We start from the raw sequence: 25984 nt of genomic DNA, 5'->3' as shown, positions 1-25984 counted from the left end.
TCGTCCTCCCTGAGGGAGGGCTCCGCAGGCCACTCAAGGCGCGTCACATCACGCCGCCGGCTTGACGTCCAGCACGATCTCGGTGAACGACGGTGCATCGTCGGGTGCATCGCGTGCTTCTTTCTGGGCCTTGGCGGCGTTGGCGGCCAGGGAAAAGTCGTTTTGCAGGCGCCACATCAGGTTGGTGGGCGAATCGGCGTAGGCCATGCCTTCCTTGCGGTCGATCTGCGCATCCATGATGAGGCGGGCCAGCGCTTCTTCAAAGGTCTGCGATCCTTCGGCCATGGATTTTTCCATGGCCTCGCGTACGCCCGAGAAGTCGCCTTTTTCGATGAGATCGGACACCAGCTTGGTGTTGAGCATGACTTCAACTGCCGGCACCCGGCCGCCGTCGGTTTTGCGCACCAGACGCTGGGAAACCACGGCTTTGAGTGCCGATGCCAGGTCGCCCAGCATGGTGGGTCGTACTTCGACGGGGTAGAACGACAGAATGCGGTTAAGCGCGTGGTAGCTGTTGTTGCCGTGCAGCGTGGCCAGGCACAGGTGACCCGACTGCGCATAGGCAATGGCGGCCGACATGGTTTCACGGTCGCGGATTTCGCCGATCAGGATCACGTCGGGTGCCTGGCGCAGCGCGTTTTTCAGGGCCGTCTGCAGGGACTGGGTGTCGCTGCCGATCTCGCGCTGATTGACGATGGATTTCTTGTTCTTGAACTGGTATTCGACCGGGTCCTCGATGGTGAGGATGTGGCCTGTGAGCGCCTCGTTGCGGGTGTCGATCATCGACGCCAGCGAGGTGCTCTTGCCTGAACCCGTGGCACCCACCATCAGGATCAGTCCGCGTTTTTCCAAGATGAGTTCGCGCATCACCGGGGGCAGGCCCAAGGAATCGAACTCGGGAATCTGCTGGGAGATGAAGCGGATCACCACCGCATAGCTGCCACGCTGGCGCATGGCGCTCACCCGGAAGCGGCCCACGCCGCTGAGCGGCACACCCATATTGAGCTCGCCGGTTTCTTCCAGCTCTTCGATACGGTCCGGGGGGACCACTTCGGACAGCAGGTTGCGCGGCGCATCGGGCGGCAGGATCTGGTTGTTGATGGGCACGCACTCGCCGTTGATCTTGATCAGCGCGGGCGCGTTGGCCGACAGATAGACGTCGGAGGCCTTTTTCTCTGCCATCAGGCGAAGAATTCGTTCCATCGTGCTCATGGTGTTTCCCTCTTGTTGTCAGTCTCTGTCGGCAAAGCGGCCCATCGAGCCGCTCTCATGCAACGCGATCAGTCGCGCAGCAGGTCGTTGATGCTGGTCTTGGAGCGGGTTTGCGCGTCCACCTGCTTGACGATGATGGCAGCGTACATGCTGTAGGGCGTGCCGTTGGCGGCCGTCTTGGGCAGGTTGCCGCTCACCACCACCGAGCCCGAGGGCACACGGCCGTAGCTGATTTCGCCGGTGGCACGGTTGAAGATCGGGGTGCTCTGGCCCAGGTACACGCCCATGCCCAGTACGGAGTTTTCTTCGACCACCACGCCTTCGACCACCTCGGAGCGGGCGCCGATGAAGCAGTTGTCTTCGATGATGGTGGGGCCGGCCTGCAGAGGCTCCAGCACACCGCCAATGCCTACGCCACCCGACAGGTGCACGTTGGAGCCAATCTGTGCGCACGAACCCACGGTGGCCCAGGTGTCGACCATGGTGCCTTCGCCCACGTAGGCGCCGATGTTCACGTATGACGGCATCAGGATCGCGCCCTTTGCGATGAAGCTGCCACGGCGGGCCACAGCAGGCGGCACCACGCGCACGCCAGTGGCTTTCATCTCTTCTTCGGACAAGTGGGCAAATTTGGTCTGCACCTTGTCGTAAAAGCCCAGGTCGCCAGCCTTGACGACTTCGTTGTCCTTGAGGCGGAACGACAGCAGCACGGCCTTCTTGATCCACTGGTGCACCGTCCACTGGCCCACGCCTTCGCGGGTGGCCACGCGCAGCTTGCCATTGTTCAGCTCGGCAATCACATGCTCGACGGCGTCCTGGATCTCCTTGGGGGCGGCGGCGGGCGAGAGGCTGGCGCGGTTTTCCCAGGCGTTGTCGATGAGGGTTTGGAGTTGTTGGGTCATGTTGTTGTCGATCAGATCAGGCAGTACGGGATTGGATGAATTGCACGATGCGCAGCGCAGCTTCCACGCATTCTTCGGCTTCGGCCACCAGGGCCATGCGCACGCGCTGGGCGCCGGGGTTGCTCCCCTGGGCCTCGCGGGCCAGGTAGCTGCCGGGCAGCACCGTGACATTGTATTGAGCCAGCAGGGCGCGCGCGAACTCGGCATCGTCCATCCCCAGGGCTTCCGGTACTTTGGCCCACAGGTAAAAACCGGCATCCGGCAGGGCGACTTCCATCACACCAGCCAGCAGCGGTGTGACCTGGGCAAACTTCTTGCGGTACAGCGCCCGGTTGTCCACCACGTGCTTTTCATCCCCCCAGGCGGCGATGCTGGCGGCCTGCACGATGGGGCTCATGGCGCTGCCGTGGTAGGTGCGGTAGAGCAAGAACGACTTGATCAGCGCTGCGTCGCCAGCCACGAAGCCGCTGCGCATGCCGGGCACATTGCTGCGTTTGGACAGACTGGTAAAGGAGATCAGGTTCTTGAAGTCGCCGCGCCCCAGCTGCGCCGCAGCCTGCAGGCCGCCCAGGGGCGGCTCGTCGCGGAAATAGATCTCGCTGTAGCACTCGTCCGAGGCAATCACAAAACCGTAGCGGTCGCTCAGCTCAAACAGCTTCTTCCACTCGCTGAGCGGCATCACGGCGCCCGTGGGGTTGCCAGGGGAGCAGACGAATAGCAGCTGGGTGCGTTGCCACACAGCCTCGGGCACTGCGTCCCAGTTCACCGCAAAGTTGCGGCCGGGGTCGCTGGCCGCGTAGTACGGCTGGGCTCCCGCCAGCAAGGCGGCACCTTCGTAGATTTGATAGAACGGATTGGGGCAGACGACCAGCGGCTGGCCTTGCGAGGGATCGATGATGGTCTGCGCAAATGCAAACAGTGCCTCACGCGAGCCGTTGACGGGCAGCACCTGGGTGCCCGGGTCCAGGGTCAGCGCATAGCGCTGTTGTATCCACTGGGTGAAGGCCTCGCGCAGCTTGGGTTCGCCTGCGGTGGCAGGGTAACTGGCCAGTCCGCCCAGGTTGTTACTGAGTGCATCTTTGATGAACTGCGGTGTAGGATGGCGCGGCTCACCCATGCCCAGGCTGATGGGGCTGTAAGCCGCCGGGAGTGTGACTCCCGCAAAGAGTTGCCGCAGCCGCTCGAAGGGGTAAGGCTGGAGTTGGGAGAGCAGGGGATTCATGGAGCGACATTATGGGCGAAGGGCATACGCCCACGGCACGGTGCAGGGTGTCGCGCCGTACATGGCGAGGGGCGGGGCCAGGTGCGCAGTCAAGCACTGTTTACCCCATGCCGAGTTGTCAATCCGACGTAAGAGCGGGCACATAGCATGGCCCACATTCAAAAACGATAACGGAGACAAGATGTCTGGATTCCTACCGCTGCGCCCCGGGCTCTGGTGGATGCGCAGGTGGCACCTGCCGGGCAAACTGGTGACGCTGGGCGTGGTGATGGCTGGCGCCCTGGCGATGGCCGCCTTGGATGCTCCGTGGTGGGCGGTGGCATTGGCAGCCGCCGTGGTTCTGTATGCACTGTGCGCGTTGTATGCGGGTCTGGCATCCGACCTGCAAGGCTTGTCGCATGCGATGGAGCAGACCACACGCGGTGACTTGTGTGCCAGGGCGGGTGTGTATGGACGGGACGAGGTCGGGTCCATGGCCCAGTCGCTGGACCGCATGGTGCTCGCACTGTCGGCCATGGTGGCCGATATCCGCAGCAATGCTGCGTTGGTGGCCCATGCGGGACAGAGCCTGGCGCACGGTAACCGGTCGCTGGCCGATCGCACCGAACAGCAGGCGGCCAACCTGGAGCAGACGGCTGCCAGCGTGGAGCAGCTGTCGTCGGCCGTGCAGAACAACGCACAGACCGCGCGCAGCGCCGATGCCCGCGCCGCAGAAGTACGCAAGGCAGCCGACACAGGAGCCGAGGCCATGGCCCGCGCCGTGCAGTCGGTGGAGGCCATCCAGCAAAGCGCGCGCCGCATGACCGAGATCATTGGTGTCATCGACAGCATTGCGTTTCAGACCAACATCCTGGCCCTGAACGCTGCGGTGGAGGCCGCCCGTGCGGGCGAGCAGGGCCGGGGCTTTGCCGTGGTGGCGGGCGAGGTGCGCACGCTGGCCAAGCGCTCGGGTGATGCGGCGCGGGAGATCCGCGAGCTGATCGGCGCCTCGGTCAGCCAGGTGGAGGCCAGCGCCGGGTTGATCCGATCGGCGGGCGAGGGCATTGCCAACATGGCCAGCGGTATCCGCAGTGTGGCGGCGAGCATGACCGAGATCTCCGGCTCCAGCGCCGAGCAAAGCACGGGACTGAGCGAAGTCAGCTCCGCCGTGCAGCAGCTCGATCAGATCACGCAGCACAACGCCCAGATGGTGGGCCACGCGGTCTCCCAGGCCGAGGCGCTGGAGCACCGCGCGTCCACCCTGTCGCAAGCGGTGGCGGCGTTTCGCCTGCAGCAGGGCACAGCCGATGAGGCAGTGGCTCTGGTGAACAAGGCGGTGGCGCTGCACAAGACCAGTTCGCGCGATCAATTCCTGCGCAGCATCACCGACAAGACCCAGCCCTACCATGACCGTGACATGTATGTGTTTGTGCTGGATGCCGGGGGTACCTATCTGGCCTTTGGTGGCAACCCGGCCAAGGTGGGCACACGGGTGCAAGACATCCCCGGCATTGCAGGCGACCGATTGGTGAGGGACATCGTGACCCAGGCCGACCGCGCCCCGGGGTGGGTGGAGTACGACATCAACAACCCGGCCACCGGCGCGGTGCAAACCAAGATGTCCTACGTGAGCCGGGTGGGGGACTGGTACGTGGGCTGCGGCGTGTACAAATCGCTGGCCGCGCGATAACCGCAGACAGGCGGTTGCTGGTCCAGCGGACCAGGTGCCGCTCTCAGCGCGCTCCCTTTTCACGCAGTTGCCGTGCGCGCTCCATGGCGGCGGCAATGGCCGCCTTGCGTGCCTCCATGCCCTCGGCGGCTACCGCAGCGGCGGCTGGGCTGTGGGTGGCGGCCGATGTCGAATCGGCCTGCGCTCCGGAGCCTTCGTCCTCTACATCCTCCAGCGGCACCCGCTGACGGTGTTGCTGATACCGCTGTTTGGCTTGGACCGCGAGCGCATCAGACCACGCAGCCCATCCGGTGGCTATGCCGCTGGCGTTGTCGAGCTGGATGCAATCTACCGGGCAAACCGGGATGCACAGCTCGCACCCTGTGCAGTAAGGCTCGATGACGGTGTGCATTTTCTTGTTGGAGCCCACGATGGCATCGGTGGGGCAGGCCTTGATGCACAAGGTGCAGCCAATGCACCACGCCTCGTCGATGAAGGCCACGCGGCGCGGTGCCTCCACCCCATGGTCTGCGCTCAAGGGCTCCACGGCATGGCCCGTGATGGCGGCCAAGCGGGCCACGCCCTCAGCACCGCCCGGAGGGCACTGGGTGATGGCCGCCTCCCCCTGGGCGATGGCCTGCGCATAGCTGGCGCAGTCTGGATAGCCGCAGCGCGTGCACTGCGTCTGGGGCAGGGCGGCATCAATCCGCGCTGCCAAGTCGGTGAGGGCAGCGTGGGATGGGGTCGTGCTGGCGGAGGCGGGGTGGCTCAAGCCTTGCGCGCCTTGCTCTTGCTGCCGCTGCGGGTGGACGGCGCCGCTGTGGCGCTGGTCTGGGCCGTAGCCAGATCAGCGGTGGGCGCCTGCGCTGCACCTGTGGGCGCCGCAGCGGGCTGTACCCAGCGCGTGGCCACAGCGGTGGCCGCCACGGGCTTGGCCGCAGCGCGGGCCGGGGCAGGCTTGGCTGCTGCTGTAGGCGCCTTGGTCGCCTTGATCACCTTGGTGGCGGCGGGTTTGGCTGCCGGTGCGGGCTTGCTGGCAACCTTGGCAGGGGCAGGGGCCGGTGCAGGGCTGGCGAGCCTGGGGGCCGGTGTGGACGTTGCGGCCACAGTGGCGGGCTTGGCAGGCAACTCGTGTTCCAGGATGAATGCGCGCACCTTGGGGTACACGATGTCGCGCCAGCGGCGGCCACTGAAGATACCGTAGTGGCCTGCGCCCTTGGCTTCCAGGTGGCGCTGCTCCTTGCGCACGATGCCGCTGCACAGGTCGTGGGCCGCTTCGGTCTGGCCCGAGCCAGAGATGTCGTCCAGCTCGCCTTCCACCGTGAAGAGGGCTGTGGTCTTGATGTCTTGCGGACGCACGCGCTCCAACTTGCCAGCGGGCGAGCGCACATCCCAGGTGCCGTTCACCAGCTTGTAATCCTGGAACACGGTCTGGATGGTTTCGAGGTAGTAGTCCGCATCCATGTCCAGCACGGCGTTGTACTCGTCGTAGAACTTGCGGTGCGCCTCGGCACTTGCGTCGTCGCCCTTGATCAGGTCCTTGAAATAATCGTAGTGGCTGGTCGCATGGCGGTCCGGGTTCATGGCCACAAAACCGGTGTACTGCAAAAAGCCCGGGTACACGCGGCGGCCCGCGCCGGGGAATTTCTCCGGCACGCGGTAGATCACGTTGTTCTCAAACCACTCGTAGCTGCGGTTGGTCGCCAGATTGTTCACTGCCGTGGGCGACTTGCGGGCGTCGATGGGGCCACCCATCATGGTCATCGTCAGGGGCGTTTTCTCGCCGCGGCTGGCCATCAGCGACACGGCGGCCAGCACGGGCACCGTCGGTTGGCACACACTGATCACGTGGCAGTTGCCGTAGATGCCCTGCAGATGGCGGATGAAGTCCTGCACGTAGTTGACGTAGTCGTCGAGGTGGAACTCCCCCTCCGACAGCGGCACCAGGCGGGCGTTCTTCCAGTCGGTGATGTAGACCTTGTGGTCCTTGAGCATGGTGCGCACGGTGTCGCGCAGCAAGGTGGCGTAGTGGCCCGACAGCGGCGCCACGATCAGCACCACGGGCTGGCCCTTGAGCTTGGTCAGCGTGGCAGGGTCGTCCGAAAAGCGCTTGAAGCGGCGCAGCTCGCAAAACGGCTTGTCGACCTCAATGCGTTCATGGATAGCCACGCCGATACCGTCCACGTCGACCGTGTGGATGTCGAAGGTGGGCTTTTCGTAGTCCTTGCCCAGGCGGTAGAGCAGGTCGTAACCGGCAGCCATGCGCTGTGCTGCTGAGGTCTGGCTCAGCGGCGAGACGGGGTTGCTGAACAACTTGGAAGCCGCCTGCGCAAAATCTGTGAAGGGCTCCATCAAGGAGCGCTGGGTTTCGTAGAGGTGGTACAGCATGGGGCGAAACTCCGTTTTGTTGCAGTGCAATATAGCAGCACTTGGTAACAAGCGCATGGAGTAAAACCACCAATGTCCAGTCGCCTATGCGACAAATTGACGCGGCCCCAGGGGTGGAGCGCCGGTTCGTCGACGAAGGCTGCGAAGCTATTAAAAATGATAGCGACTCAGGCAATTAGCACTAGCGCTTGCGCCGATTTTCGCCTCAACCCTGCACTTTGGGCTCTGCGTTGTCGCTCAGCCAGGCCTCGAACGACTCGCGGGCCGAGTTGCGCAATGCGGGGCGGAACGCCGTCTTGTTACTCAGATACAGGCAATGCCGGATCACGGTGTACGGGTTGAAGCTGCCTTGCGGGTTTTGCTCTTCAAAGTGCTGCTTGTAGCGCTTGACCACTCCGATCGTCTCGCGCATCAAACTGTTAAAGCGCGCACGTGTCATGCCGGCTGACCAGGCCTGGATGTCGTCCACAAACCCATCGACCTTGGACGGCTCGAATTCGAAGTCCTTGAAAAAATGCGTGGCGATCTTCAAGAACGTGAACGCGTTCAGTTCGCTACTGGTGGCGGCTGCGCGGGTGGGAGCCTGCAAATCGGCGGCGACATCGGTTGCAGGTTCGGCGGTTTCGTCGGGGGCCTGCAGCAACTCGGCCGCCGTGGCATCGCGGATCTGTCGGAACTCGCGGTCGGCCAGCTCGAACAGGGCGGACAGCACGTTGATGCGCCGCTTGAGCTGGCCCGGGATGGATTTTTTGTACTTAATCTTGTGGTCCAGCACGCTCCACGAGTCCTGGATGATGGTGCGCACCTGCAGCTCGAAGGGCCACTCGGCATAGGCCGCGTGCTCCGGCAGGTCGCGTTCGGCCACGCTCAGCCGCAGGTCCAGGTGCAGCCCTTTGTAGCCGAAGGACGCCTCGGTGCTTTCCACCGCCGAGACCTTGTCGGTCACGTCGATCACGGCGAAATGGGCGCGCACGATCTGGGCAATCTTCTCCAGCTCGTCTTCATACAGGCACACCACCCGCACGCCAATCAGGTCGGTGATGTAAGTCTCTATGTCGTAGGGGGTGTTGCTCTCTTCCAGCGCCGGACGGTATTTGCGCACGAACTTGCGCACGCATTCGTCCACATCCTTCACGCGGCCCTCCACCTTGGTGATGTCCACGCCGCCCGCCTGGGTTACCACTGCCGCCACCCGCGCGGTCAGCGCTGCACAGGCGTCTTCCAGCGCAACCGCCTGCGCGGTGTACCAGCTGCGAAATTGGGATTCCTCCAGGTCGAAATCGAGCGATGCCATGCCAGGCCTTTGTGGTGGGTATTGCCAGGGTTGATACGGGAAGTGGGTGCGGGCGCATAGCCCTTGGCCCAGCGGGTGCGAGCATAAACGGCATGCAGAGACCCGGCATGTGCAGTTTGCGCGCAAATGCCCCTTTTCGGCGCAGGACAGATGCTCATAATGGGGCAGCACCGCCGGTGCATCGAAGTCACACCATCCACCATGACACCCCACCCAGCCCCCGACAACGATGACCTCGCCGCGCCAGGGCAGGCGGTATGGGTGTCTGAAGGGGTTGCGGGCACCAGCAACCACCGCTGGTTGCCCGTGGTGCTGCCCCCACTGATCGCGCTGCTGACCCTGGGGCTGACCTTCCTGTACTGGCAGAGCGAAGAAAAGAACACGAGGACCAAGCGCGAGCAGAACTTTGAGGTGGCGGCCGACCAGATTGCCTACAACCTCAAGGACCGCATGGCGACCTACGAGGTGGTGTTGCGCGGCGTCAAGGGCTACTTTGAGGGGTCGGAGCGCATCGACCGCGAGGAGTTTCAGGCCTATGTGAGCGCGCTGCAGCTGCAGGCAACCCGTCCCGGGCTGCAGGGGGTGTCGCTGATTCTGCAGTTTCCTGGCAAGGCGCTCGCTGCCCATCTGGAGGACATGCGCCAGCGCGGTTTTGACCAATATGCAGTGCGCCCGCCCGGCGAGCGCGAGTGGCTGGCACCCATCACCCACATCGAGCCGCTGGAGGGCCCCAACCTGAAGGCGCTGGGACTGGATGTGTTGACCATTCCCCCTGCCAAGGAGGCGCTGGACCGGGCCCGTGACACCGGAGCGCTGGCGTTGTCCGGGCGACTGACCCTGATGCAAAACGGTGCCCCTGGGCTGGTGATGTACATGCCCCTGTACCGCGCCGACGCCGACAACGGCACGGTGGAGGGCAGGCGGCAAGGGCTGGCGGGCTGGGTCTCGGCGCCGTTTCTGATGGAGGACGTGATCAACGGCATGTCCCGTGAATTTGACGCCGACATCGGCCTGCAGATCACCGACAGCACCCCGGGCGCGGGTGCGGCATCCCCCGGCACCGGACCAGGAGATGCCGCTGCGGGAGCGGGTGCGCTGCTGTTCAGCAACCTGAAGGCACCGGTCCTGGGCGCTGGCGCCCCGGCGTTGCTGGCGCGGCGCGAGGTGGAGCTGGGCGGGCGCCGCTGGACCTTGCACATGGCCCCACTACCGGGCTTTGTGCAGCGCTTTCAGGACGATGGGCACCACCCGGTGGCGCTGCTGGGCACGGTGCTGAGCCTGATCCTGGCCTGGTTCACCTGGCTGCTGGCCACGGGGCGCGAGCGTGCGGTGGCACTGGCGCGCGACATGACGGCCGAACTGCGCGCTACCCGGGATGACCTGGAGAGCACGCTCAGCGCCATTCCTGATCTGTTGTTCGAACTGGGGCTGGACGGCTGCATCCACCACTACCGGTCGGCACGATCGGGAGAGCTGGCGGTGCCGCCAGAGATGTTTCTGGGCCGCCTGCTGCGCGATGTGGTCCCCCCCGAAGCCGCTGCCGGCTGCCATGCGGCGCTGCAAGCGGCCCACCAGACCGGGTACTCGTCAGGCCACCAGTTCCGGCTGGAGCTGGGCGGGGTGACCCACTGGTTCGAGTTGTCGATTGCGCGCAAGGAGCGCGCCGCCCCGGGCGACGAACCCCGATTCATTGCGCTGTCGCGCGACATCACCGAACGCAAGCAGGCCGAGGCGCGCTCACACCAGCTGGCGTACTTTGACGCGCTCACCGGCCTGCCCAACCGGCGCATGCTGCTGGACCGCATGGAACATGCGCTGGCCAACGCTCTGAAGGCCGCCCAGGTGGGGGCGGTGCTCTACATCGACCTGGACAACTTCAAGCAGATCAACGATGCACGGGGCCACACGGTGGGCGACATGCTGCTCATGCAGGTGGCCCAGCGGCTCACGCAGCTGCAACGCCCGGGCGACACCGTGGCGCGCCTGGGTGGGGACGAGTTTGTGGTGCTGGTGCACAACGTGGCGTCGGACATGGAGTCCGCCGGGCGCGCTGCGCTGCTGGTGGCCGAAGAAATGCGCGCCGCACTGGAAGCGCCTTACACCATCGACACCCATCTCTACAGCACCACCGGCAGCATCGGCATCACGCTCTTCCCCAAGCGGGGCGAGGGTGTGGAAGACCTTCTGCGGGAGGCCGACACGGCCATGTACCGCGCCAAGGACCTGGGTCGCAACCGCATCCGCTTTTACGAGGCTGCCATGCAGGCCGACGTGCAGGAGCGTCTGGCGCTGGAGCAGGACTTGAAAAAAGCGCAGGCGCTGGGCCAACTGGCGGCCTTTGTGCAAAACCAGGTGGATGCGGCCGGCAACGTGGTGGGCGGCGAGTTGCTGATGCGCTGGGACCACCCCGTGCGCGGCAACGTCCCGCCCAGCCGCTTCATCCCCATTGCCGAGGCCTCGGGCCTGATCCTGCGCATGGGTGACTGGATGATCCAGCAGGCCTGCGAGACCCTGGCGCGCCTGCAGGGGGCAGGGCACGCGCTGTCGCTCTCGGTCAATGTGAGCGAACGGCAGTTTCGCCAGGACGACTTTGTCGAGCGCGTGCGCCACATCCTGGCCCACACCGGCGCCAACCCGGCCCATATGATCCTGGAGGTGACCGAAAGCCTGCTGATCGAAGACCTGGACGACACCATCGCCCGCATGACCGAGATCGTGCAGCTGGGTGTGCGCTTTTCCATCGACGACTTTGGCACCGGCTATTCGAGCCTGGCCTACCTCAAGCGGCTCCCGCTCTACGAGCTCAAGATCGACAAGAGCTTTGTGGACGACACGCCCGACGACCCCAACGACACGGCCATCGTGCAGTCCATCATCTCGGTGGCCCGCCATCTCAACCTGCGCGTGGTGGCCGAGGGGGTGGAGACACGCGCCCAGGCCGACTTTCTGGTCGAAAGCCAGTGCGAGTGCCTGCAGGGCTACCTCTTCGGGCGGCCCGAGCCGCTGGCGGCCTGGGTGGGGCGGCTGACTAAGTAGTCACGGAGTCCAGTGTTGCGGGCTCAGCGCTGGGCTCCGACGCTCCACTGGCATAGGCTTGCATCGCCAACGCATGCACTTCCCGCGCGGGGCGGTCCTTGAGCAGATGGTTGCTCCACACCTGGCGCCAGATGCGAGCGCCGGGCAGGCTGTGGCGCAGGCCCAGCATGTGGCGGGCGATGTGGGGCCAGGGGGTGCCGTGCTGTGCGGCCTCGCGCTCCATGTATTCCACCATCGCCAGCTCCACTTCCTCTCGGGTCAGGGGGCAGGGGGCGCCGCCGTAGTAGAGCTGGTCCCAGCGCGCCAACCACCAGGGGTTGTGGTACGCCTCGCGGCCGATCATCACGCCGTCCAGGTGTTGCAGCTGCTCCTGCACCACCGCGTCGGCGGTGATACCGCCGTTGATGGCGATGGTGAACTGTGGAAACTCGGCCTTGAGGCGGTGGACCACCTCGTAGCGCAGCGGCGGGATGTCGCGGTTTTCCTTGGGGGAGAGGCCCTGCAGCCACGCGTTGCGCGCATGCACGATGAACACGGTGCACCCGGCCTCGGCCACAGTGCCGACGAAGTCGCGCACAAAGCCGTAGTCCTCCACCTTGTCGATGCCGATGCGGTGCTTGACGGTGACGGGCACGCTGACCACGTCCTTCATGGCCTTGACGCCGTCGGCCACCAGCTGGGGGGCTTTCATCAGGCTGGCGCCAAAGGCACCGCGTTGCACGCGGTCGCTGGGGCAACCGCAGTTCAGGTTGATTTCGTCGTAGCCCCATTCCTCACCCAGCCTGGCGGCCTGGGCGAGCCTGTCGGGCTCGTTGCCACCCAGCTGCAGGGCTACGGGGTGCTCTTCGGCGTTGAAGCGCAGGTGGCGCTCGGTGCCGCCATACAGGATGCCGCCCGCGTTCACCATCTCGGTGTACAGCAGGGTCTGCCGCGTCAGCAGCCGGTGAAAGTAACGGCAGTGGCGGTCAGTCCAGTCCATCATGGGGGCGACGGACATGCGCCAGGGGCTCAGGGTGGTTTCCACAGGCAAACAGCGAAGGCGGGGAGGGGAATGTTCTGCAGCAGAACGCCCCTCTGGTCGGGGGCGCTGCGGGGCTGCAGGTGCGAAACCCGCATTATCCCACTGGCTGCGTGAGGGGCGCCAGAGGAGGGTTTTGGGTCAAAAAGGGCGCAGGTGCTAGTGCCGATTGTTCTGGGTGCTATCAATAGAGGAGTGCTGGAGGGGCGGTTGTCGGCCCGCAGGGTGCCCGTGCCCAGTCGCCAGCGCATGCACACTCGTTCTATCCCAGGTCCTGCAACCCGTATTTCCGCACGATCGCGGCCCGCTGGCGCGGGTCGATGTTGATGTGGGCGGCGTCGCGCCCCACCTGGGCCAGCAGGCGCGGGTCCATCACGCGGCGCCACAGGGGCGGCACATAGGCCAGCGTGAACATGCCGAAGTAGCCGATGGGCAGCTGCGGCACATCGTCAAAGTGCCGCAGAGACTGGTAGCGGCGCAGCGGGTGCGCGTGGTGGTCGGAGTGCCGCTGCAGATGGAACAGGGCCCAGTTGGAGAATACGTGGTTGCTGTTCCATGAATGCTGGGGGCGGCAGGGTTCGTAGCGGCCGCTGGCGTCCTTTTGCCGCAGCAGCCCGTAGTGCTCGACATAGTTGGCCGAGGTGAGCTGAAAGTTGGCCCAGAACGATGCCAGCAGCAAAAACGGCAGGATGACCACGCCCAGCCACAGCGCCAGCCCTGCCCACAGCAGTACCGTGATGAGCGCGGGCTGCAGGATCTCGTTGCGCCACGACAGCAGCGGCAGGTGTTGGCGGGCCAGGCGGTCTTTTTCCAGCGCCCAGGCGCGGCGTGCGGCGCCGGGCATCTCGCGCAGCACAAAGCGGTAGATGGACTCGCCCATGCGCGACGAGGCCGGGTCGGCCGGGGTGGCCACATCGCGGTGGTGGCCCCGGTTGTGTTCGATGAAGAAGTGCCCATACGCCGTGGGCGCCAGCACCAGCTTGGCCAGCCAGCGCTCCAGCGCCGTGTTCTTGTGGCCCAGCTCGTGCCCCAGATTGATGCAGAACCCGCCCACCGTGCCCGTGGTCAGCACCATCGCCAGCACGCCATGCCAGGGCAGGGGCTGCGTGGCCACCCACCAGGCGCTGAAGATGAAGGCCGCCCACAGCACCGGCACCAGCAGGAAGGTGATGCGGCGGTAGTAGCGGTCGTTTTCCAGCGCAGGCACAGCGGATTCGGGCGGGTTGCTCTGGTCCACGCCCAGCATCCAGTCCAGCAACGGGGCGACGAGGTAGAAAAACGCCACCGGCGCCCACAGCGCCAGCGGTTCGCCCGTCCATGCCATCAGTGCCGGGCCTACGCCCACAGTGCAGGGCACCACCAGGGACAGCAGCCATGCGTACCGCTTGCGGTCGCGGTAGGGCGGGGTGGTGGGCAATAGGGTTGGCAGCATGGGGCGGCAGCGACAACGCGGACCTGCGGGTGGTGCATTCTGGACCGGTGGAGATCCAACGCCAGTTTTATTTGGCATGGCGCCTTTGCTCCGGCAATTGAAGCAAAAATGGCTGGTAGCGCTAGTGATGTTTGCCCTGATTGCTATGAAATTGGGAGTAATCTGCAGGGGTGCATGCAAGCGGCGGCGGCTCCACTTTGCCTTGCGTCAAGGCGGGATATTGGCACCATCAGCGATACTCGCGGCGCTCTCGATGCCTGTGGAGCCAAGCGCCCACTGCCTGTTTCAGCGCCCCGGGCTCCGTTCTGTCACCCGTTTTCCCATGCACCACACCATTTTTGACACGCCGGTTGTCAACACGCTCCTGCGCGCTTTTTCCCGCTTCACCCTGCGCATCACCGGCTGGAAGGTCGAGGGCGCCTTGCCAGCCCATGCTGCCAAAAGCGTGCTGATCGCCGCACCCCACACCAGCAACTGGGACTTGCCGTACACGCTGATGCTGGCGTTTTCGCTGCGGCTGCGGGTGTACTGGATGGGCAAGCACAGCCTGTTCAAGGCGCCGTTTGGCGGGGTGATGCGCTGGCTGGGGGGCATCCCGGTGGACCGCAGCCAGGCCAACAACCTGGTCGCCAACTCGGCCCAGGCCATGCGCGATGCCGACGGACCCATGCAGCTCATCGTGCCGCCCGAGGGCACGCGGGGCAAGACGCGGCACTGGAAGACGGGCTTTTACTTCATCGCCCAGCAGGCGGGCGTGCCCATCGTGCTCGCGTTTGTCGACTATGGCCGCAAGGTCGGCGGCCTGGGCCCGGTGTTTGAGCCCACGGGCGATGTGGATCGTGACATGGCGCGCATCAAGGCGTTTTATGCGCCGATCCGGGGCAAGAATCCGACGCAGTTCGAGGCCTGATTCACTGGTTGTAAAAATAGCCGCTATTGCTTGATAGATAAGCGCTGGTAGCTTCAGTATCCATAGCATTTAGCGTTTGATTTTGAGCGCGCTGGTGGCTTTTGGCGCAGCGTACGCCAGGGGTGCCGAGCAAGGGGCGCCCCACCGCGCTGGCAGCGTCCCCCGTCCCGAATCGCGCAGCGAGCCGAGAAAAGGGGGGAAGCGGCGTAAGCCGCTCAGGGGGATGTCACCCTACCTGTCGTCGGTCGATCTTGCGGCTGAGCACGATGCTGGTCTGCGTCTGGTGCACGCCCTCCAGCTGGCCGACCTTGTCGAGCAGGGTGTCGAGTTGCTCGTGGCTGGCGCAGCGCAAGAACACCAGGTAGTCAAACGGCCCGCTCACGGCCGACACTTCTTCAACCTCGGGCATGGCTTCCAGCGCGCGCAGCACGGCGGGCGCTGCCTTGGGCAGCACGCTGATGCTGCACCAGGCCCGCACGGTGGTGGCGTCAAGCCGCGTACCCAGCCGCACCCCGTAGCCGGCCACCACACCCGAACGCTCCAGCCGCGCAATCCGCGCCACCACGGTGGTGCGGGCCAGGCCGAGCTTGCGCGCCAGCGTGGCCGTGCCTTCGCGCGCATTGGCCTGCAGCAGACTGAGCAGTTGCCGGTCGGTGTCATCCAGGGCCTGGGTCATGCGCATTTCCTCAATAAGTCATAACGCCCATCATATTCGCCGTTATGGCAAAACAAAGAACAGCTTTCGACGTTTTGAACGCTACACATTGACAGCGCTGTTGCCTAGCATCAAGGCATCCACAACACCTCTCCGCCATGTGCGGCGAGCACTACCGGGAGCACTGCCATGACCACCTTCGACATTTCCTCGTACTCCACCTCCCGCCGCCCCATCACCATACTGGGGGCGGGCCACATCGGCTTCGCCATGGCACTGCTCCTGCAACAGTCCGGCGACTACGACATCCTGGTGGTGGACCGCGATCCGGTGCGGCTGGCCGAGGTGGCAACTTTGGGTATTTCCACCCGATTGGCCACAAACGACGCGAGCCTGCAAGCCGCCATCGACGGCCGTTTTGCCGTGCTGAACGCATTGCCGTTCCATCGCGCCGTGGCCGTGGCCACGTTGTGCGCACACGCAGGTGTGCATTACTTTGACCTGACCGAGGACGTGGCCAGCACCCAGGCCATCCGCACCCTCGCCGCCAACGCCCGCAGCGTGCTCATGCCGCAATGTGGCCTCGCCCCGGGCTTCATCGGCATCGTGGGCAATGACCTGGCCCGGCGTTTTGACACGCTGCACACGCTGCGCATGCGCGTGGGGGCGCTGCCCCGCTACCCCCAGGGTGCCCTGCGTTACAACCTGACCTGGAGTACCGAGGGCCTCATCAACGAGTACTGCAACCCCTGCGAAGCCATTGTGGACGGCGTGCGCACCACGGTGCCCGCGCTGGAGGGGCTGGAAACCTTTGCGCTGGACGGCGTGGAGTACGAGGCCTTCAACACCTCGGGTGGCCTGGGCACGCTGACGGAAACCTTGGCGGGCAAGGCCCGGCAGGTGGACTATCAGTCCATCCGCTACCCGGGCCACAACGCCATCCTCAAGCTGTTGCTCAACGACCTGCGCCTGCGCGACCGGCGCGATCTGCTCAAGGACATTCTGGAAACCGCCATCCCCACCACGGACCAGGACGTGATCGTGGTGTTTGCCACCGCATCAGGCCTTAAGGGCGGGCGGCTGGTGCAGGACTCGTACTCGGCCCGTATCGTGGGCACGCAGGTGGCCGGGCACACGCTGAGCGCCATCCAGCTCACCACGGCTGCAGGCATCTGCACGACGCTGGACCTGGTGGCGCAAGGCAAGTTGCCGCAGCAGGGCTTTGTCGGGCAGGAGTCCGTGGCGCTTGCGGACTTTCTGTCCAACCGCTTTGGCTCCGCCTACGCCCGGGAGGGCGAGCTGGTGCTTTGAGGGAGCCTGGGCAAGCCGGGGTTCAGCGCCCCGGCTTCTGGTACATGCCCTCAATGGCTTCGGCAAAGTGCGCCATCAGGTTGTTGCGCTTGAGCTTGAGCGTGGGCGTCATGAAGGTGTTTTCAATCGTCCAAGGCGTGAGCGTCAGGTGCACCGTGCGCGGCACGGCATAGCGGGCAAAGTTGGCGGTGTTCTTTTCGATGCGCGCCAGCACAGCACGGTGCACGCTGGGGTGGTTCAGGCTGTCAGCGGCCTGGGGGTTCAGGCCCAGGTCGGCCGCCAGGCGCTGCCACTCGCCCGGATTCAGCACGGCCACACAGGCGATGAAGGGGCGGTTTTCGCCCACCACAAAGGCCTGCTCCAGCAGCGGGTCGGCCAGCAGGGCCAGTTCCAGGTCGCCTGGCGGGATCTTTTCGCCGGTGGATGTGACGATGATTTCCTTGATGCGGCCCTTGATGTGGATGCGGCCATTCACGATGTCGGCCTGGTCGCCGGTGCCCAGCCAGCCGTCGGTGCTCAGGATGCGTGCGGTGTCTTCGGGGCGCTTCCAGTAGCCCTTCATCACGATGGGGCCGCGCACCTGCAGCTCGCGGTTGTCTCCAATACGCACTTCCACGCCGGGCAGGGCCTTGCCTACGCAGGCGGGGTCGTTGTCGTCCAGTGCGTTGACCGACACCACCGGTGCGGTCTCGGTCATACCGTAGCCCTGGATCAGCGGCAGCCCCAGGCCCAGAAAACACTTGGCAATGGTGGGCGACAGCGGCGCGCCGCCGCTCACCGCCACGCGCACGCGGCCGCCAAACTGGGCCAGCAAAGGCTTGGCCACCAGGGCCTGCAGCACCGGCCAGGGCAGGGCGGCCATCCAGCCTGCGGCCTGACTGCTGGCGTCCGGTGTGGGGGCAGCCAGCCCTTGGGCTGCACAAAACCGGGTCCAACCCTTGTTCTGCGCGGCTTCGTACAGCTGCATCTTCCAGGGCGTGGGCGAGAGTTTTTCGAGCAGCTTGGCGTGGATGCGCTCGTAGATGCGCGGCACCGACACCAGCACGGTGGGGCGTATGGTTTTCAGGTCTTCCGCCAGCTGGGCCACCGAGCGGGCATAGGCCACGCAACTGCCCGCCGCAATCGGCAGGTAGTAGCCGCCCGTGCGCTCAAAGGTGTGCGACAGAGGCAGGAACGACAGGAACACGTCGTCCACTGTGGGTGCAATGCGCTCCAGCACGGCCTTCACGTCGCTGACCACGTTGCGGTGGGTCAGCATCACGCCCTTGGGTTTGCCGGTGGTGCCGGAGGTGTAGACGATGGCCGCCAGGTCATCGGCCTGCGGGCCTGTGGCCGCGGTGGACGCGTCCGTTTGTGCCGCACCCGTCAGCCATTGCGCGAGCGAGCCCACGGCCGGGCTGTCGCCCGACGCCGGGGTGGCCTTGAACGCGTCGTCGTCATCAGTGATCACCACGGCGCGCAGGGCCGGGAAGGGCGTGCCCACGGCGCGGATCTTTTCCCATTGCTCGGCCTGGCTCACGATCAGCATCGATGCCTCGCAGTCCGCCAGGATGTAGGCGATGCTGCCGGGGTTGTCGATGGCGTGCAGAGGCACAGGCACGCCGCCGACGGCCAGCGTGGCCTGGTCTGCGCACATGGCATTGAGGCCGTTGGGCAGCAAGATGGCCACGCGGGCCGCAGGCGGCAGCTGCATGGCGGCGAGGGCCTGGGCCCAGGCTTTCACGCGCTCTGCGGTCTGCGCCCACGTCAGGCTTTGCCAAGCCTTGCGGTTCGTGTCATATGCGCGAAAGGCGTCGGCCTGGGGAGTTTGGCCGACCCGGTAAGCCAGTAGTTGGGGCAGCGTGTGAACGTCGGAAATTCGGGTGGGGGCGGTGGCTGAGGTCATCTGACTGGTGCATGGTGCCCGCTGAGGGACTTCAGTGGGGCGTCCGCATGCCGGAGCGCCTCACTGGGAGATTCTGGGCCCTGATCAGGGCAAACCCGAAGATGATAGCCAGCACAGGAGCTTGCGGCACCCATCCGGTGGCGTGCTTTGTGAGAAATGGTGCATTCCTAAAGATGGAATGCCGAGGCGGGCACTGCGTGCGGCCGCCACATGGCGCGTCGAGGGCTGCAGGCACCATGGGCACAATACGCGCCATTCCATAGCCACGCGAACGCCGCACCAGCAAACCCCATGGACCCTGTCACCATTTTTTTCATTGCCACCCTCATGATGCTGGCAAACGGTGGGGTTCTGGGCCTGATGCACAAGGACTTGCCGTTGCCCATGCGGCCCGCTGCGGCCAGCTGGCGCGTTGCCACACTGCTGTTTGCCGGTGGCTCTATCCTGTTTGCCGCGCAGGGGCTGAACCCGCCCGCCTACACCCTGGCCCTGGCCAATGCGCTGGTGATGTTCGGCTTCACGGGTTATCTGCGTGCATTGCGGCAGTTTTATGGCCTCAAGGACAAGCTGTGGATCATGGTGCCCGCCGCTCTTGGCACGGCGGCCGTGTTCTGGCTGACCTTGGGTACGGCTGACGTGGGCGGGCGCATTCTGACCGTGTCGGTGGTCTGGTCGGTGCTGATGGTGCACTGCATTGTGGTGCTGGTTTCGCAGGAGCGCCGCGACGGCGCCCGCAGCCGACGCGTGATGGCTGGCCTGTTCACGGCCGTTGCCTTGTTTGTGCTGTTCCGTGCGGGCTACTTCGTGTTGATGGGTGTGAACCCGGCCTTCAATGTGCTGGGGGCGGGAGCCTGGATGAACATTGCCACCCCTATGGTGGCCGCCACTTTGCCCGTGATTGGCACCACAGCGTTCTTGCTGATGTGCTCGGAGCGCATCCGCCGCCAGTGGGAGCGCGCAGCGTCCACCGACTACCTGACCGGCCTGCCCAACCGCCGCACGCTGGTGGAGATGGGGCTGCAGCGTTTTGAGCAGGCCCGCACCAGCCCGGCGTCCGGCGGGTTCGGGCTGGCGATTGTGGATATAGACCACTTCAAGCGCATCAACGACGAGCACGGCCACGAGATGGGCGATGTGGCCCTCAAGCATGTGGCGATGCGGCTGCGGTCGGCCTGCCGGGGGGCCGAGTTGCCGGCTCGGCAAGGTGGGGAAGAGTTTGTGGTGCTGTTCGACAACCTGCAGCTGCACGGCGCCCCTGCCGCTGGCGAGCGGTTGCGCCAGGCCGTCGCCCAGGCGCCGTTCACGGCGGGTGACCTGGTGTTGCCGTTGACGGTGTCGATAGGCTTGGCGGTGCTTCGCGCTGACGACGCTCACTTTGATGGCTTGCTGCGCCGCGCAGATGAGGCGCTTTATGCGGCCAAGGCGGCAGGGCGTAACCGGGTGGAAGTCGCTCTCTGAAGGCCCGATCGAGCCCGATGCCCACTGGGTCCGGTGTCTGGTTACCAGCCTGTTCCGGTGCCAAGAATCAGGTCGCCGCTTCCAGCCCCTGCGCAAAGTGCGCCTGCATAGCCTTGACCGTGGCCTTGGCGTCACGCGCCACCATCGCGGCCAGGATGGCACGGTGTTCGCTCAATGAATCTTCAATGCGCCCTTGTTTGAACAAGGAGTTGTGGCGGTTGAGCTTCATCACCTTGCGCAGGTCGGCCACCATCTGGCTGCGCCAGCGGTTGTCGGCCATCTCCAGCAGATGCATGTGAAAGCGTTCGTTGACGGCAAAGAATTTTTCGCGATCAGCCACGGCGGCTTCCAGCTCGGCGTGCAGGTCCTGCAGCGTTTTCAACTGAGCCTCGGTGGCATGTTCGGCCACCACACCGGCGGCATCGCTCTCCAGCAGGCTGAGCAGGTGGTACACGTCGCGCAGGTCTTTTTCGCTCATCTCCGTCACGTAGGCGCCACGGCGCACCTTCATCGTGACCAGGCCTTCAGCGGCCAGCACCTTCAGCGCCTCGCGCAGGGGGGTGCGGCTGATGCCGAATTCCTCGGCAATCTTGAGTTCGTCAATCCAGCTGCCCGGCTCCAGTTCGCGCCGGAAGATGCGCTGGCGCAATTGCTCGGCCACTTCTTCGTAGAGCGCGCGGGGAGTAAGGGTGAGGGCAGACATGGGGTGGATTGTAAGCTGGACGGAATATTTTGAATCAATAATTATGAATGATGTAAACTCGCCGCCACACCACTGCACCTGTGCGGTCACCGCCTGTGCGCTGTGTTGGACGCCCCAACGCCATCTTCGGAGTAGCTTTTGCCATGAGTGACAACCCCACCAACAACGCCCCAGAGTTCGCCGCGTCATCGCTGGAAACCTGGGCCAAGGCCGCAGCCAAGTCGGCGCCGGGGGGCGATGTCAGCGCCCTCAACTGGGTCACGCCCGATGGCATCACCGTCAAGCCGCTGTACACCGCCGAAGACACGGCCAGCCTGCCGTACGCCAACACGCTGCCCGGTTTTGAGCCCTACCTGCGCGGCCCCCAGGCCACCATGTATGCGGTGCGGCCCTGGACGATCCGCCAGTACGCAGGTTTTTCGACCGCCGAAGAATCCAATGCGTTCTACCGGAAGGCCCTGGCTGCGGGCGGGCAGGGCGTGAGTGTGGCGTTCGACCTGGCCACCCACCGGGGTTACGACAGCGACCACCCCCGCGTGACGGGCGATGTGGGCAAGGCCGGGGTGGCGATCGACTCGGTCGAGGACATGAAGATCCTGTTCGACCAGATCCCGCTGGACAAGGTCAGCGTATCGATGACCATGAACGGCGCGGTGTTGCCCGTGCTGGCCGGCTACGTGGTGGCGGCGGAAGAGCAGGGCGTCTCGCAAGACAAGCTCTCAGGAACCATTCAGAACGACATTCTGAAAGAGTTCATGGTGCGCAACACCTACATCTACCCCCCCAAGCCGTCGATGAAGATCATTGGCGACATCATCGAGTACACGGCCAAGAACATGCCGAAGTTCAACTCGATCTCGATCAGCGGCTACCACATGCAGGAAGCCGGGGCGAACCAGGCACTGGAGCTGGCCTTCACCCTGGCCGACGGCAAGGAATATGTGAAGACCGCCATCGCCAAGGGCATGGACGTGGACGAGTTCGCCGGGCGCCTGTCGTTCTTCTGGGCGATTGGCATGAACTTCTATCTCGAAGTCGCCAAGATGCGCGCCGCGCGCCTGCTGTGGTGCCGCATCATGAAGGCCACGGGGGCCAAGAACCCCAAGAGCCTCATGCTGCGCACGCACTGCCAGACCAGCGGCTGGAGCCTCACAGAGCAGGACCCCTACAACAACGTGGTGCGCACCACCATCGAGGCCATGGCTGCCGTGTTTGGCGGCACGCAAAGCCTGCACACCAACAGCTTTGACGAAGCCATTGCGCTGCCCACCGAGTTCAGCGCCCGTATTGCGCGCAACACGCAGCTCATCATCCAGGAAGAGACCCACATCACCAACGTGATCGACCCCTGGGCCGGCAGCTACATGATGGAAAAGCTGACCCAGGACATGGCCGACGCCGCCTGGAAGATCATCGAAGAGGTCGAGGCCATGGGTGGCATGACCCAGGCCGTGGACAGCGGCTGGGCCAAGCTCAAGATCGAAGCTGCTGCGGCCGAGAAGCAGGCGCGCATTGACAGCGGCAAGGACGTGATCGTCGGCGTCAACAAGTACAAGCTGGCGAAGGAAGACCCGGTAGACATCCTGCAGATCGACAATATGAAGGTGCGCGACGGCCAGATCGCTCGCCTGCAAAAGATCCGTGCAACGCGCGATGCCGCCAAGGTGCAGGCAGCGCTGGATGCGCTGACCGCCGCCGCAGAGAGTGGCGAGGGCAACCTGCTCGATTTGTCCATCCAGGCTGTGCGTCTGCGTGCCACCGTGGGCGAGATCAGCGATGCGCTGGAGAAGGTTTTTGGGCGCCACCGCGCCGATACGCAGAAGGTGACCGGTGTGTACGCAGCTGCCTATGACTCGGCCGAAGGCTGGGACAAACTCAAGACCGAAATCAACGCCTTTGCCGAAGAACAAGGCCGCCGCCCCCGCGTGATGATCGCCAAACTGGGCCAGGACGGCCACGACCGGGGCGCCAAGGTGGTGGCCACCGCGTTTGCTGACCTGGGCTTTGACGTGGACATGGGCCCGCTGTTCCAGACCCCCGAGGAATGTGCCCGCCAGGCCATTGAAAACGACGTGCACGCCGTGGGCGTGAGCACGCTGGCTGCAGGCCACAAGACGCTGGTGCCCGCCATCATCCAGTCGCTCAAGGACCAGGGTGCGGACGACATCATCGTGTTCGTCGGTGGGGTGATCCCCGCGCAGGACTACGACTTCTTGTACGAGTCGGGTGTCAAGGGCGTGTACGGCCCCGGCACACCCATTCCCGCCAGCGCCAAGGATGTGCTCGAGCAGATTCGCAAGGCGGTGGCGTGACACCTGCGGCGCTTCTTGACGGGGTGGTGCAGGGCACGGCGGCGGTGCAACGCCGCGCCATGTCCAAAGCCATCACGCTGCTCGAATCAACGCGGGTGGACCACCGCGCCCAGGCCGACGAGCTGCTGACCCAGCTGCTCCCGCACACCGGCAAGGCCTTCCGCCTCGGCATCAGCGGCGTGCCCGGCGTGGGCAAATCCACCTTCATCGAAGCCCTGGGCCTGTACCTGATCGGCCAGGGCCATCGCGTGGCCGTGCTCACCATCGACCCCTCCAGCACGGTTTCGGGCGGCTCCATCCTGGGCGACAAGACGCGCATGGAACACCTGTCGGTGCATGAAAAGGCCTACATCCGCCCCAGCCCCAGCAGCGGCACGCTGGGCGGTGTGGCCGAGAAGACGCGCGAGGCCATGCTGGTCTGCGAGGCCGCAGGCTACGACGTGGTGATCGTCGAAACCGTGGGCGTGGGCCAGAGCGAGATTGCCGTGGCGGGCATGACGGACATGTTCGTGCTGATGCAGCTGCCCAACGCAGGCGACGACCTGCAGGCCATCAAGAAGGGCGTGATGGAGATTGCCGACCTGGTGGTCATCAACAAGGCCGACATCGACAAGAACGCCGCCACGCGCGCCGAGGCGCAGATCACCTCCAGCCTGCGCCTCTTGAGCCAGCACGGCAATCCGGAAAACGCGCACCACGACGAAACGCTGTGGCACCCGAAGGTCGTGCAGATCAGCGCGCTGCTGGGGCAGGGCGTAGACAGCTTCTGGGCCGCCGTCACGCAGTTCCGCCAGCTGCAATCCGCCAACGGCCGCCTGGCCACGCGGCGCGAGAAGCAGGCGCTGTCCTGGATGTGGGAGCGCATCGACGCAGGCCTCAAGCTCGCATTTCGCCAGCACCCGCAGGTGCGTGAGCTGCTGCCCCAGATGCAGGCCGATGTGGCCGCAGGACGCATTGCAGCATCCACTGCAGCACGAAATCTGCTGCTAGCGCAATCCAATCATGCGCTGGCAGCTATCAAATAGATAGTAGACACCAACCCATTCACCAAAGGACGACCATGCAAGACATCCTGGATCAACTGGAGAAAAAGCGTGCGCTGGCACGCCTGGGCGGCGGGCAAAAGCGCATCGATGCGCAGCACGCCAAGGGCAAGCTCACAGCGCGCGAGCGCATCGAGCTGCTGCTGGACGACGGCACGTTCGAGGAATGGGACATGTTCGTCGAGCACCGCTGCACCGACTTTGGCATGGAGGACAACAAGATCCCCGGCGACGGTGTGGTGACGGGCTACGGCATGATCAACGGCCGCCTGGTGTTCGTGTTCAGCCAGGATTTCACCGTGTTCGGCGGGGCACTCTCCGAAACCCATGCCGAAAAGATCTGCAAGGTGATGGACCAGGCCATGAAGGTCGGCGCACCCGTCATCGGCCTCAATGACTCGGGCGGCGCGCGCATCCAGGAAGGTGTGGCGTCCCTCGGTGGCTATGCCGACGTGTTCCAGAAGAACGTGCTGGCCAGCGGCGTGATTCCGCAGATCAGCATGATCATGGGCCCGAGCGCCGGTGGCGCCGTGTACTCGCCCGCCATGACGGACTTCATCTTCATGGTCAAGGATTCGAGCTACATGTTCGTGACCGGCCCCGAGGTGGTCAAGACAGTGACCCACGAAGAAGTGACGGCCGAGGAACTGGGCGGCGCCGTGACGCACACCACCAAGAGCGGTGTGGCCGACATGGCGTTTGAGAACGACGTGGAGGCGCTGATGATGCTGCGTCGCCTGTACAACTACCTGCCGCTCAACAACCGCGAGAAGGCACCGGTGCGCCCCAGCAACGACCCGGCCGACCGCATGGACCTGAGCCTGGACACCCTGGTGCCCGAGAACCCCAACAAGCCCTACGACATGAAGGAGCTGATCCTCAAGACCGTGGACGACGGGGACTTCTTTGAACTGCAGCCCGAGTACGCCAAGAACATCCTCATCGGCTTTGCCCGCATGGAAGGCCAGACCGTGGGCATCGTGGCCAACCAGCCGCTGGTGCTGGCGGGCTGCCTGGACATCAAGTCGAGCATCAAGGCCGCGCGTTTTGTGCGCTTCTGCGATGCGTTCAACATCCCGGTGGTCACGTTTGTGGACGTTCCCGGCTTCATGCCCGGCACCAGCCAGGAGTACGGCGGCATCATCAAGCACGGCGCCAAACTGCTGTACGCGTATGCCGAGTGCACCGTACCCAAGATCACCGTCATCACCCGCAAGGCCTACGGCGGCGCATACGACGTGATGAGCTCCAAGCACCTGCGCGGCGACGTGAACCTGGCCTGGCCCAACGCAGAAATCGCCGTGATGGGCGCCAAGGGCGCGGTGGAGATCATCTTCCGCGAAGACAAGAACGACCCCGTGAAGCTGGCCGCGCGCGAGGCGGAATACAAGCAGCGCTTTGCCAACCCGTTTGTGGCCGGTGCGCGTGGCTTTATCGACGACGTCATCCTGCCGCACGAAACGCGCAAGCGCATCTGCCGCAGTCTGGTCATGCTGCGCGACAAGAAGCTGGAAAACCCATGGCGCAAGCACGGCAACATTCCGCTGTGATCTGA

19 protein-coding genes are annotated in these 25984 nt (G+C 64.8%); 8 read left to right on the top strand and 11 right to left on the bottom strand.

The genetic code is table 11. The features are described from left to right. Positions 1–48: 48 nt before the first annotated feature. From N4G42_RS14005 to dapC, 3 genes are all read right to left on the bottom strand, one after another. The gene (locus N4G42_RS14005) at positions 49–1212 is read right to left on the bottom strand and encodes a PilT/PilU family type 4a pilus ATPase (protein ID WP_056062628.1); all 1164 of its coding nucleotides are present in this window, start codon (positions 1210–1212) and stop codon (positions 49–51) included. A gap of 68 nt (positions 1213–1280) precedes the next feature. After that, positions 1281–2114 carry a 2,3,4,5-tetrahydropyridine-2,6-dicarboxylate N-succinyltransferase gene (dapD, locus tag N4G42_RS14000; RefSeq protein ID WP_056744941.1) on the bottom strand — a complete coding sequence of 278 codons (834 nt, stop codon included), beginning with the start codon at positions 2112–2114 and terminating at the stop codon, positions 1281–1283. Positions 2115–2130: 16 nt separating this feature from the next. Continuing rightward, positions 2131–3336 carry a succinyldiaminopimelate transaminase gene (gene dapC, locus N4G42_RS13995; protein ID WP_056062643.1) on the bottom strand — a complete coding sequence of 402 codons (1206 nt, stop codon included), beginning with the start codon at positions 3334–3336 and terminating at the stop codon, positions 2131–2133. A 181-nt stretch (positions 3337–3517) separates the two neighbouring features. Between dapC and N4G42_RS13990 the strand changes: the two genes are divergently transcribed. Then, entirely contained in the window at positions 3518–5005 is a 1488-nt protein-coding gene (locus N4G42_RS13990) for a methyl-accepting chemotaxis protein (RefSeq protein ID WP_260667606.1), read from the top strand. A 43-nt stretch (positions 5006–5048) separates the two neighbouring features. Here N4G42_RS13990 and N4G42_RS13985 read toward each other — a convergent pair whose 3' ends face one another. From N4G42_RS13985 to N4G42_RS13975, 3 genes are all read right to left on the bottom strand, one after another. After that, positions 5049–5756 (bottom strand): RnfABCDGE type electron transport complex subunit B, encoded by a 708-nt coding sequence (locus tag N4G42_RS13985; protein WP_260667605.1) that lies wholly within the window; start codon positions 5754–5756, stop codon positions 5049–5051. Further along, complete coding sequence (locus tag N4G42_RS13980) at positions 5753–7372, bottom strand: polyhydroxyalkanoate depolymerase (RefSeq protein ID WP_260667604.1); 1620 nt, start codon at positions 7370–7372, stop codon at positions 5753–5755. The genes N4G42_RS13985 and N4G42_RS13980 overlap by 4 nt, the downstream gene beginning before the upstream one ends. 205 nt (positions 7373–7577) lie before the next feature. Beyond that, positions 7578–8666 (bottom strand): GTP pyrophosphokinase family protein, encoded by a 1089-nt coding sequence (locus N4G42_RS13975; RefSeq protein WP_099730208.1) that lies wholly within the window; start codon positions 8664–8666, stop codon positions 7578–7580. A 201-nt stretch (positions 8667–8867) separates the two neighbouring features. Here N4G42_RS13975 and N4G42_RS25570 point away from each other — a divergent pair, with 201 nt between their 5' ends. After that, positions 8868–11702, top strand: a complete 2835-nt coding sequence (locus N4G42_RS25570; RefSeq protein ID WP_313771914.1) for an EAL domain-containing protein — start codon at positions 8868–8870, stop codon at positions 11700–11702. On the opposite strand, the gene dusA is transcribed toward N4G42_RS25570, so the two are convergent. Continuing rightward, positions 11695–12699: a tRNA dihydrouridine(20/20a) synthase DusA gene (gene dusA, locus N4G42_RS13955; protein ID WP_409557826.1), complete on the bottom strand. Its 1005-nt coding sequence runs from the start codon at positions 12697–12699 to the stop codon at positions 11695–11697. The two genes, N4G42_RS25570 and dusA, sit on opposite strands and share 8 nt — an antisense overlap. 283 nt (positions 12700–12982) lie before the next feature. Beyond that, the gene (locus N4G42_RS13950) at positions 12983–14152 is read right to left on the bottom strand and encodes an alkane 1-monooxygenase (protein ID WP_260667602.1); all 1170 of its coding nucleotides are present in this window, start codon (positions 14150–14152) and stop codon (positions 12983–12985) included. 322 nt (positions 14153–14474) lie between these two features. Here N4G42_RS13950 and N4G42_RS13945 point away from each other — a divergent pair, with 322 nt between their 5' ends. Then, positions 14475–15062, top strand: coding sequence for a lysophospholipid acyltransferase family protein (locus N4G42_RS13945; RefSeq protein WP_099730212.1), 588 nt, complete (start codon positions 14475–14477; stop codon positions 15060–15062). A 226-nt stretch (positions 15063–15288) separates the two neighbouring features. Here N4G42_RS13945 and N4G42_RS13940 read toward each other — a convergent pair whose 3' ends face one another. Next, positions 15289–15738 carry an Lrp/AsnC family transcriptional regulator gene (locus tag N4G42_RS13940; protein WP_056062663.1) on the bottom strand — a complete coding sequence of 150 codons (450 nt, stop codon included), beginning with the start codon at positions 15736–15738 and terminating at the stop codon, positions 15289–15291. A gap of 168 nt (positions 15739–15906) precedes the next feature. Between N4G42_RS13940 and N4G42_RS13935 the strand changes: the two genes are divergently transcribed. Further along, positions 15907–17028 carry a saccharopine dehydrogenase family protein gene (locus N4G42_RS13935; RefSeq protein ID WP_260667601.1) on the top strand — a complete coding sequence of 374 codons (1122 nt, stop codon included), beginning with the start codon at positions 15907–15909 and terminating at the stop codon, positions 17026–17028. A 22-nt stretch (positions 17029–17050) separates the two neighbouring features. On the opposite strand, the gene N4G42_RS13930 is transcribed toward N4G42_RS13935, so the two are convergent. Further along, the gene (locus N4G42_RS13930; RefSeq protein ID WP_260667600.1) at positions 17051–18913 is read right to left on the bottom strand and encodes an AMP-dependent synthetase/ligase; all 1863 of its coding nucleotides are present in this window, start codon (positions 18911–18913) and stop codon (positions 17051–17053) included. A gap of 291 nt (positions 18914–19204) precedes the next feature. Here N4G42_RS13930 and N4G42_RS13925 point away from each other — a divergent pair, with 291 nt between their 5' ends. Then, the gene (locus N4G42_RS13925) at positions 19205–20371 is read left to right on the top strand and encodes a GGDEF domain-containing protein (RefSeq protein WP_260667599.1); all 1167 of its coding nucleotides are present in this window, start codon (positions 19205–19207) and stop codon (positions 20369–20371) included. 67 nt (positions 20372–20438) lie between these two features. Here the strand turns inward: N4G42_RS13925 and N4G42_RS13920 are convergent, their stop codons facing one another. Further along, on the bottom strand, positions 20439–21074 hold the full coding sequence (locus N4G42_RS13920; protein WP_108497501.1) for a GntR family transcriptional regulator: 636 nt from the start codon (positions 21072–21074) through the stop codon (positions 20439–20441). A gap of 143 nt (positions 21075–21217) precedes the next feature. On the opposite strand from N4G42_RS13920, the gene scpA reads away from it, so the two are divergent. From scpA to N4G42_RS13905, 3 genes are read left to right on the top strand one after another with little or no spacing between them, the layout of a single operon-like run. Further along, positions 21218–23386, top strand: coding sequence for a methylmalonyl-CoA mutase (scpA, locus tag N4G42_RS13915; protein WP_260667598.1), 2169 nt, complete (start codon positions 21218–21220; stop codon positions 23384–23386). Continuing rightward, entirely contained in the window at positions 23383–24411 is a 1029-nt protein-coding gene (gene meaB, locus N4G42_RS13910) for a methylmalonyl Co-A mutase-associated GTPase MeaB (RefSeq protein ID WP_056062683.1), read from the top strand. The genes scpA and meaB overlap by 4 nt, the downstream gene beginning before the upstream one ends. Positions 24412–24446: 35 nt before the next feature. Next, positions 24447–25979: an acyl-CoA carboxylase subunit beta gene (locus N4G42_RS13905; RefSeq protein WP_056062687.1), complete on the top strand. Its 1533-nt coding sequence runs from the start codon at positions 24447–24449 to the stop codon at positions 25977–25979. Positions 25980–25984 lie beyond the last annotated feature (5 nt).

The sequence above is a fragment of the Acidovorax sp. K2F genome, assembly GCF_025246485.1.
Lineage (GTDB): Bacteria > Pseudomonadota > Gammaproteobacteria > Burkholderiales > Burkholderiaceae_C > Acidovorax > Acidovorax delafieldii.
This window is presented reverse-complemented; position numbering and strand designations above follow the sequence as displayed.

Coding starts and splice junctions, on each gene's coding strand:
- N4G42_RS14005 (WP_056062628.1), bottom strand. CDS start 1,212: ATGAGCACGATGGAACGAATTCTTCGCCTGATGGCAGAGAAAAAGGCC.
- N4G42_RS13950 (WP_260667602.1), bottom strand. CDS start 14,152: ATGCTGCCAACCCTATTGCCCACCACCCCGCCCTACCGCGACCGCAAG.
- N4G42_RS13990 (WP_260667606.1), top strand. CDS start 3,518: ATGTCTGGATTCCTACCGCTGCGCCCCGGGCTCTGGTGGATGCGCAGG.
- N4G42_RS13930 (WP_260667600.1), bottom strand. CDS start 18,913: ATGACCTCAGCCACCGCCCCCACCCGAATTTCCGACGTTCACACGCTG.
- N4G42_RS13905 (WP_056062687.1), top strand. CDS start 24,447: ATGCAAGACATCCTGGATCAACTGGAGAAAAAGCGTGCGCTGGCACGC.
- N4G42_RS25570 (WP_313771914.1), top strand. CDS start 8,868: ATGACACCCCACCCAGCCCCCGACAACGATGACCTCGCCGCGCCAGGG.
- N4G42_RS13935 (WP_260667601.1), top strand. CDS start 15,907: ATGACCACCTTCGACATTTCCTCGTACTCCACCTCCCGCCGCCCCATC.
- N4G42_RS13975 (WP_099730208.1), bottom strand. CDS start 8,666: ATGGCATCGCTCGATTTCGACCTGGAGGAATCCCAATTTCGCAGCTGG.
- dapD (WP_056744941.1), bottom strand. CDS start 2,114: ATGACCCAACAACTCCAAACCCTCATCGACAACGCCTGGGAAAACCGC.
- scpA (WP_260667598.1), top strand. CDS start 21,218: ATGAGTGACAACCCCACCAACAACGCCCCAGAGTTCGCCGCGTCATCG.
- N4G42_RS13925 (WP_260667599.1), top strand. CDS start 19,205: ATGGACCCTGTCACCATTTTTTTCATTGCCACCCTCATGATGCTGGCA.
- N4G42_RS13980 (WP_260667604.1), bottom strand. CDS start 7,372: ATGCTGTACCACCTCTACGAAACCCAGCGCTCCTTGATGGAGCCCTTC.
- dusA (WP_409557826.1), bottom strand. CDS start 12,699: ATGTCCGTCGCCCCCATGATGGACTGGACTGACCGCCACTGCCGTTAC.
- N4G42_RS13920 (WP_108497501.1), bottom strand. CDS start 21,074: ATGTCTGCCCTCACCCTTACTCCCCGCGCGCTCTACGAAGAAGTGGCC.
- N4G42_RS13940 (WP_056062663.1), bottom strand. CDS start 15,738: ATGACCCAGGCCCTGGATGACACCGACCGGCAACTGCTCAGTCTGCTG.
- dapC (WP_056062643.1), bottom strand. CDS start 3,336: ATGAATCCCCTGCTCTCCCAACTCCAGCCTTACCCCTTCGAGCGGCTG.
- N4G42_RS13945 (WP_099730212.1), top strand. CDS start 14,475: ATGCACCACACCATTTTTGACACGCCGGTTGTCAACACGCTCCTGCGC.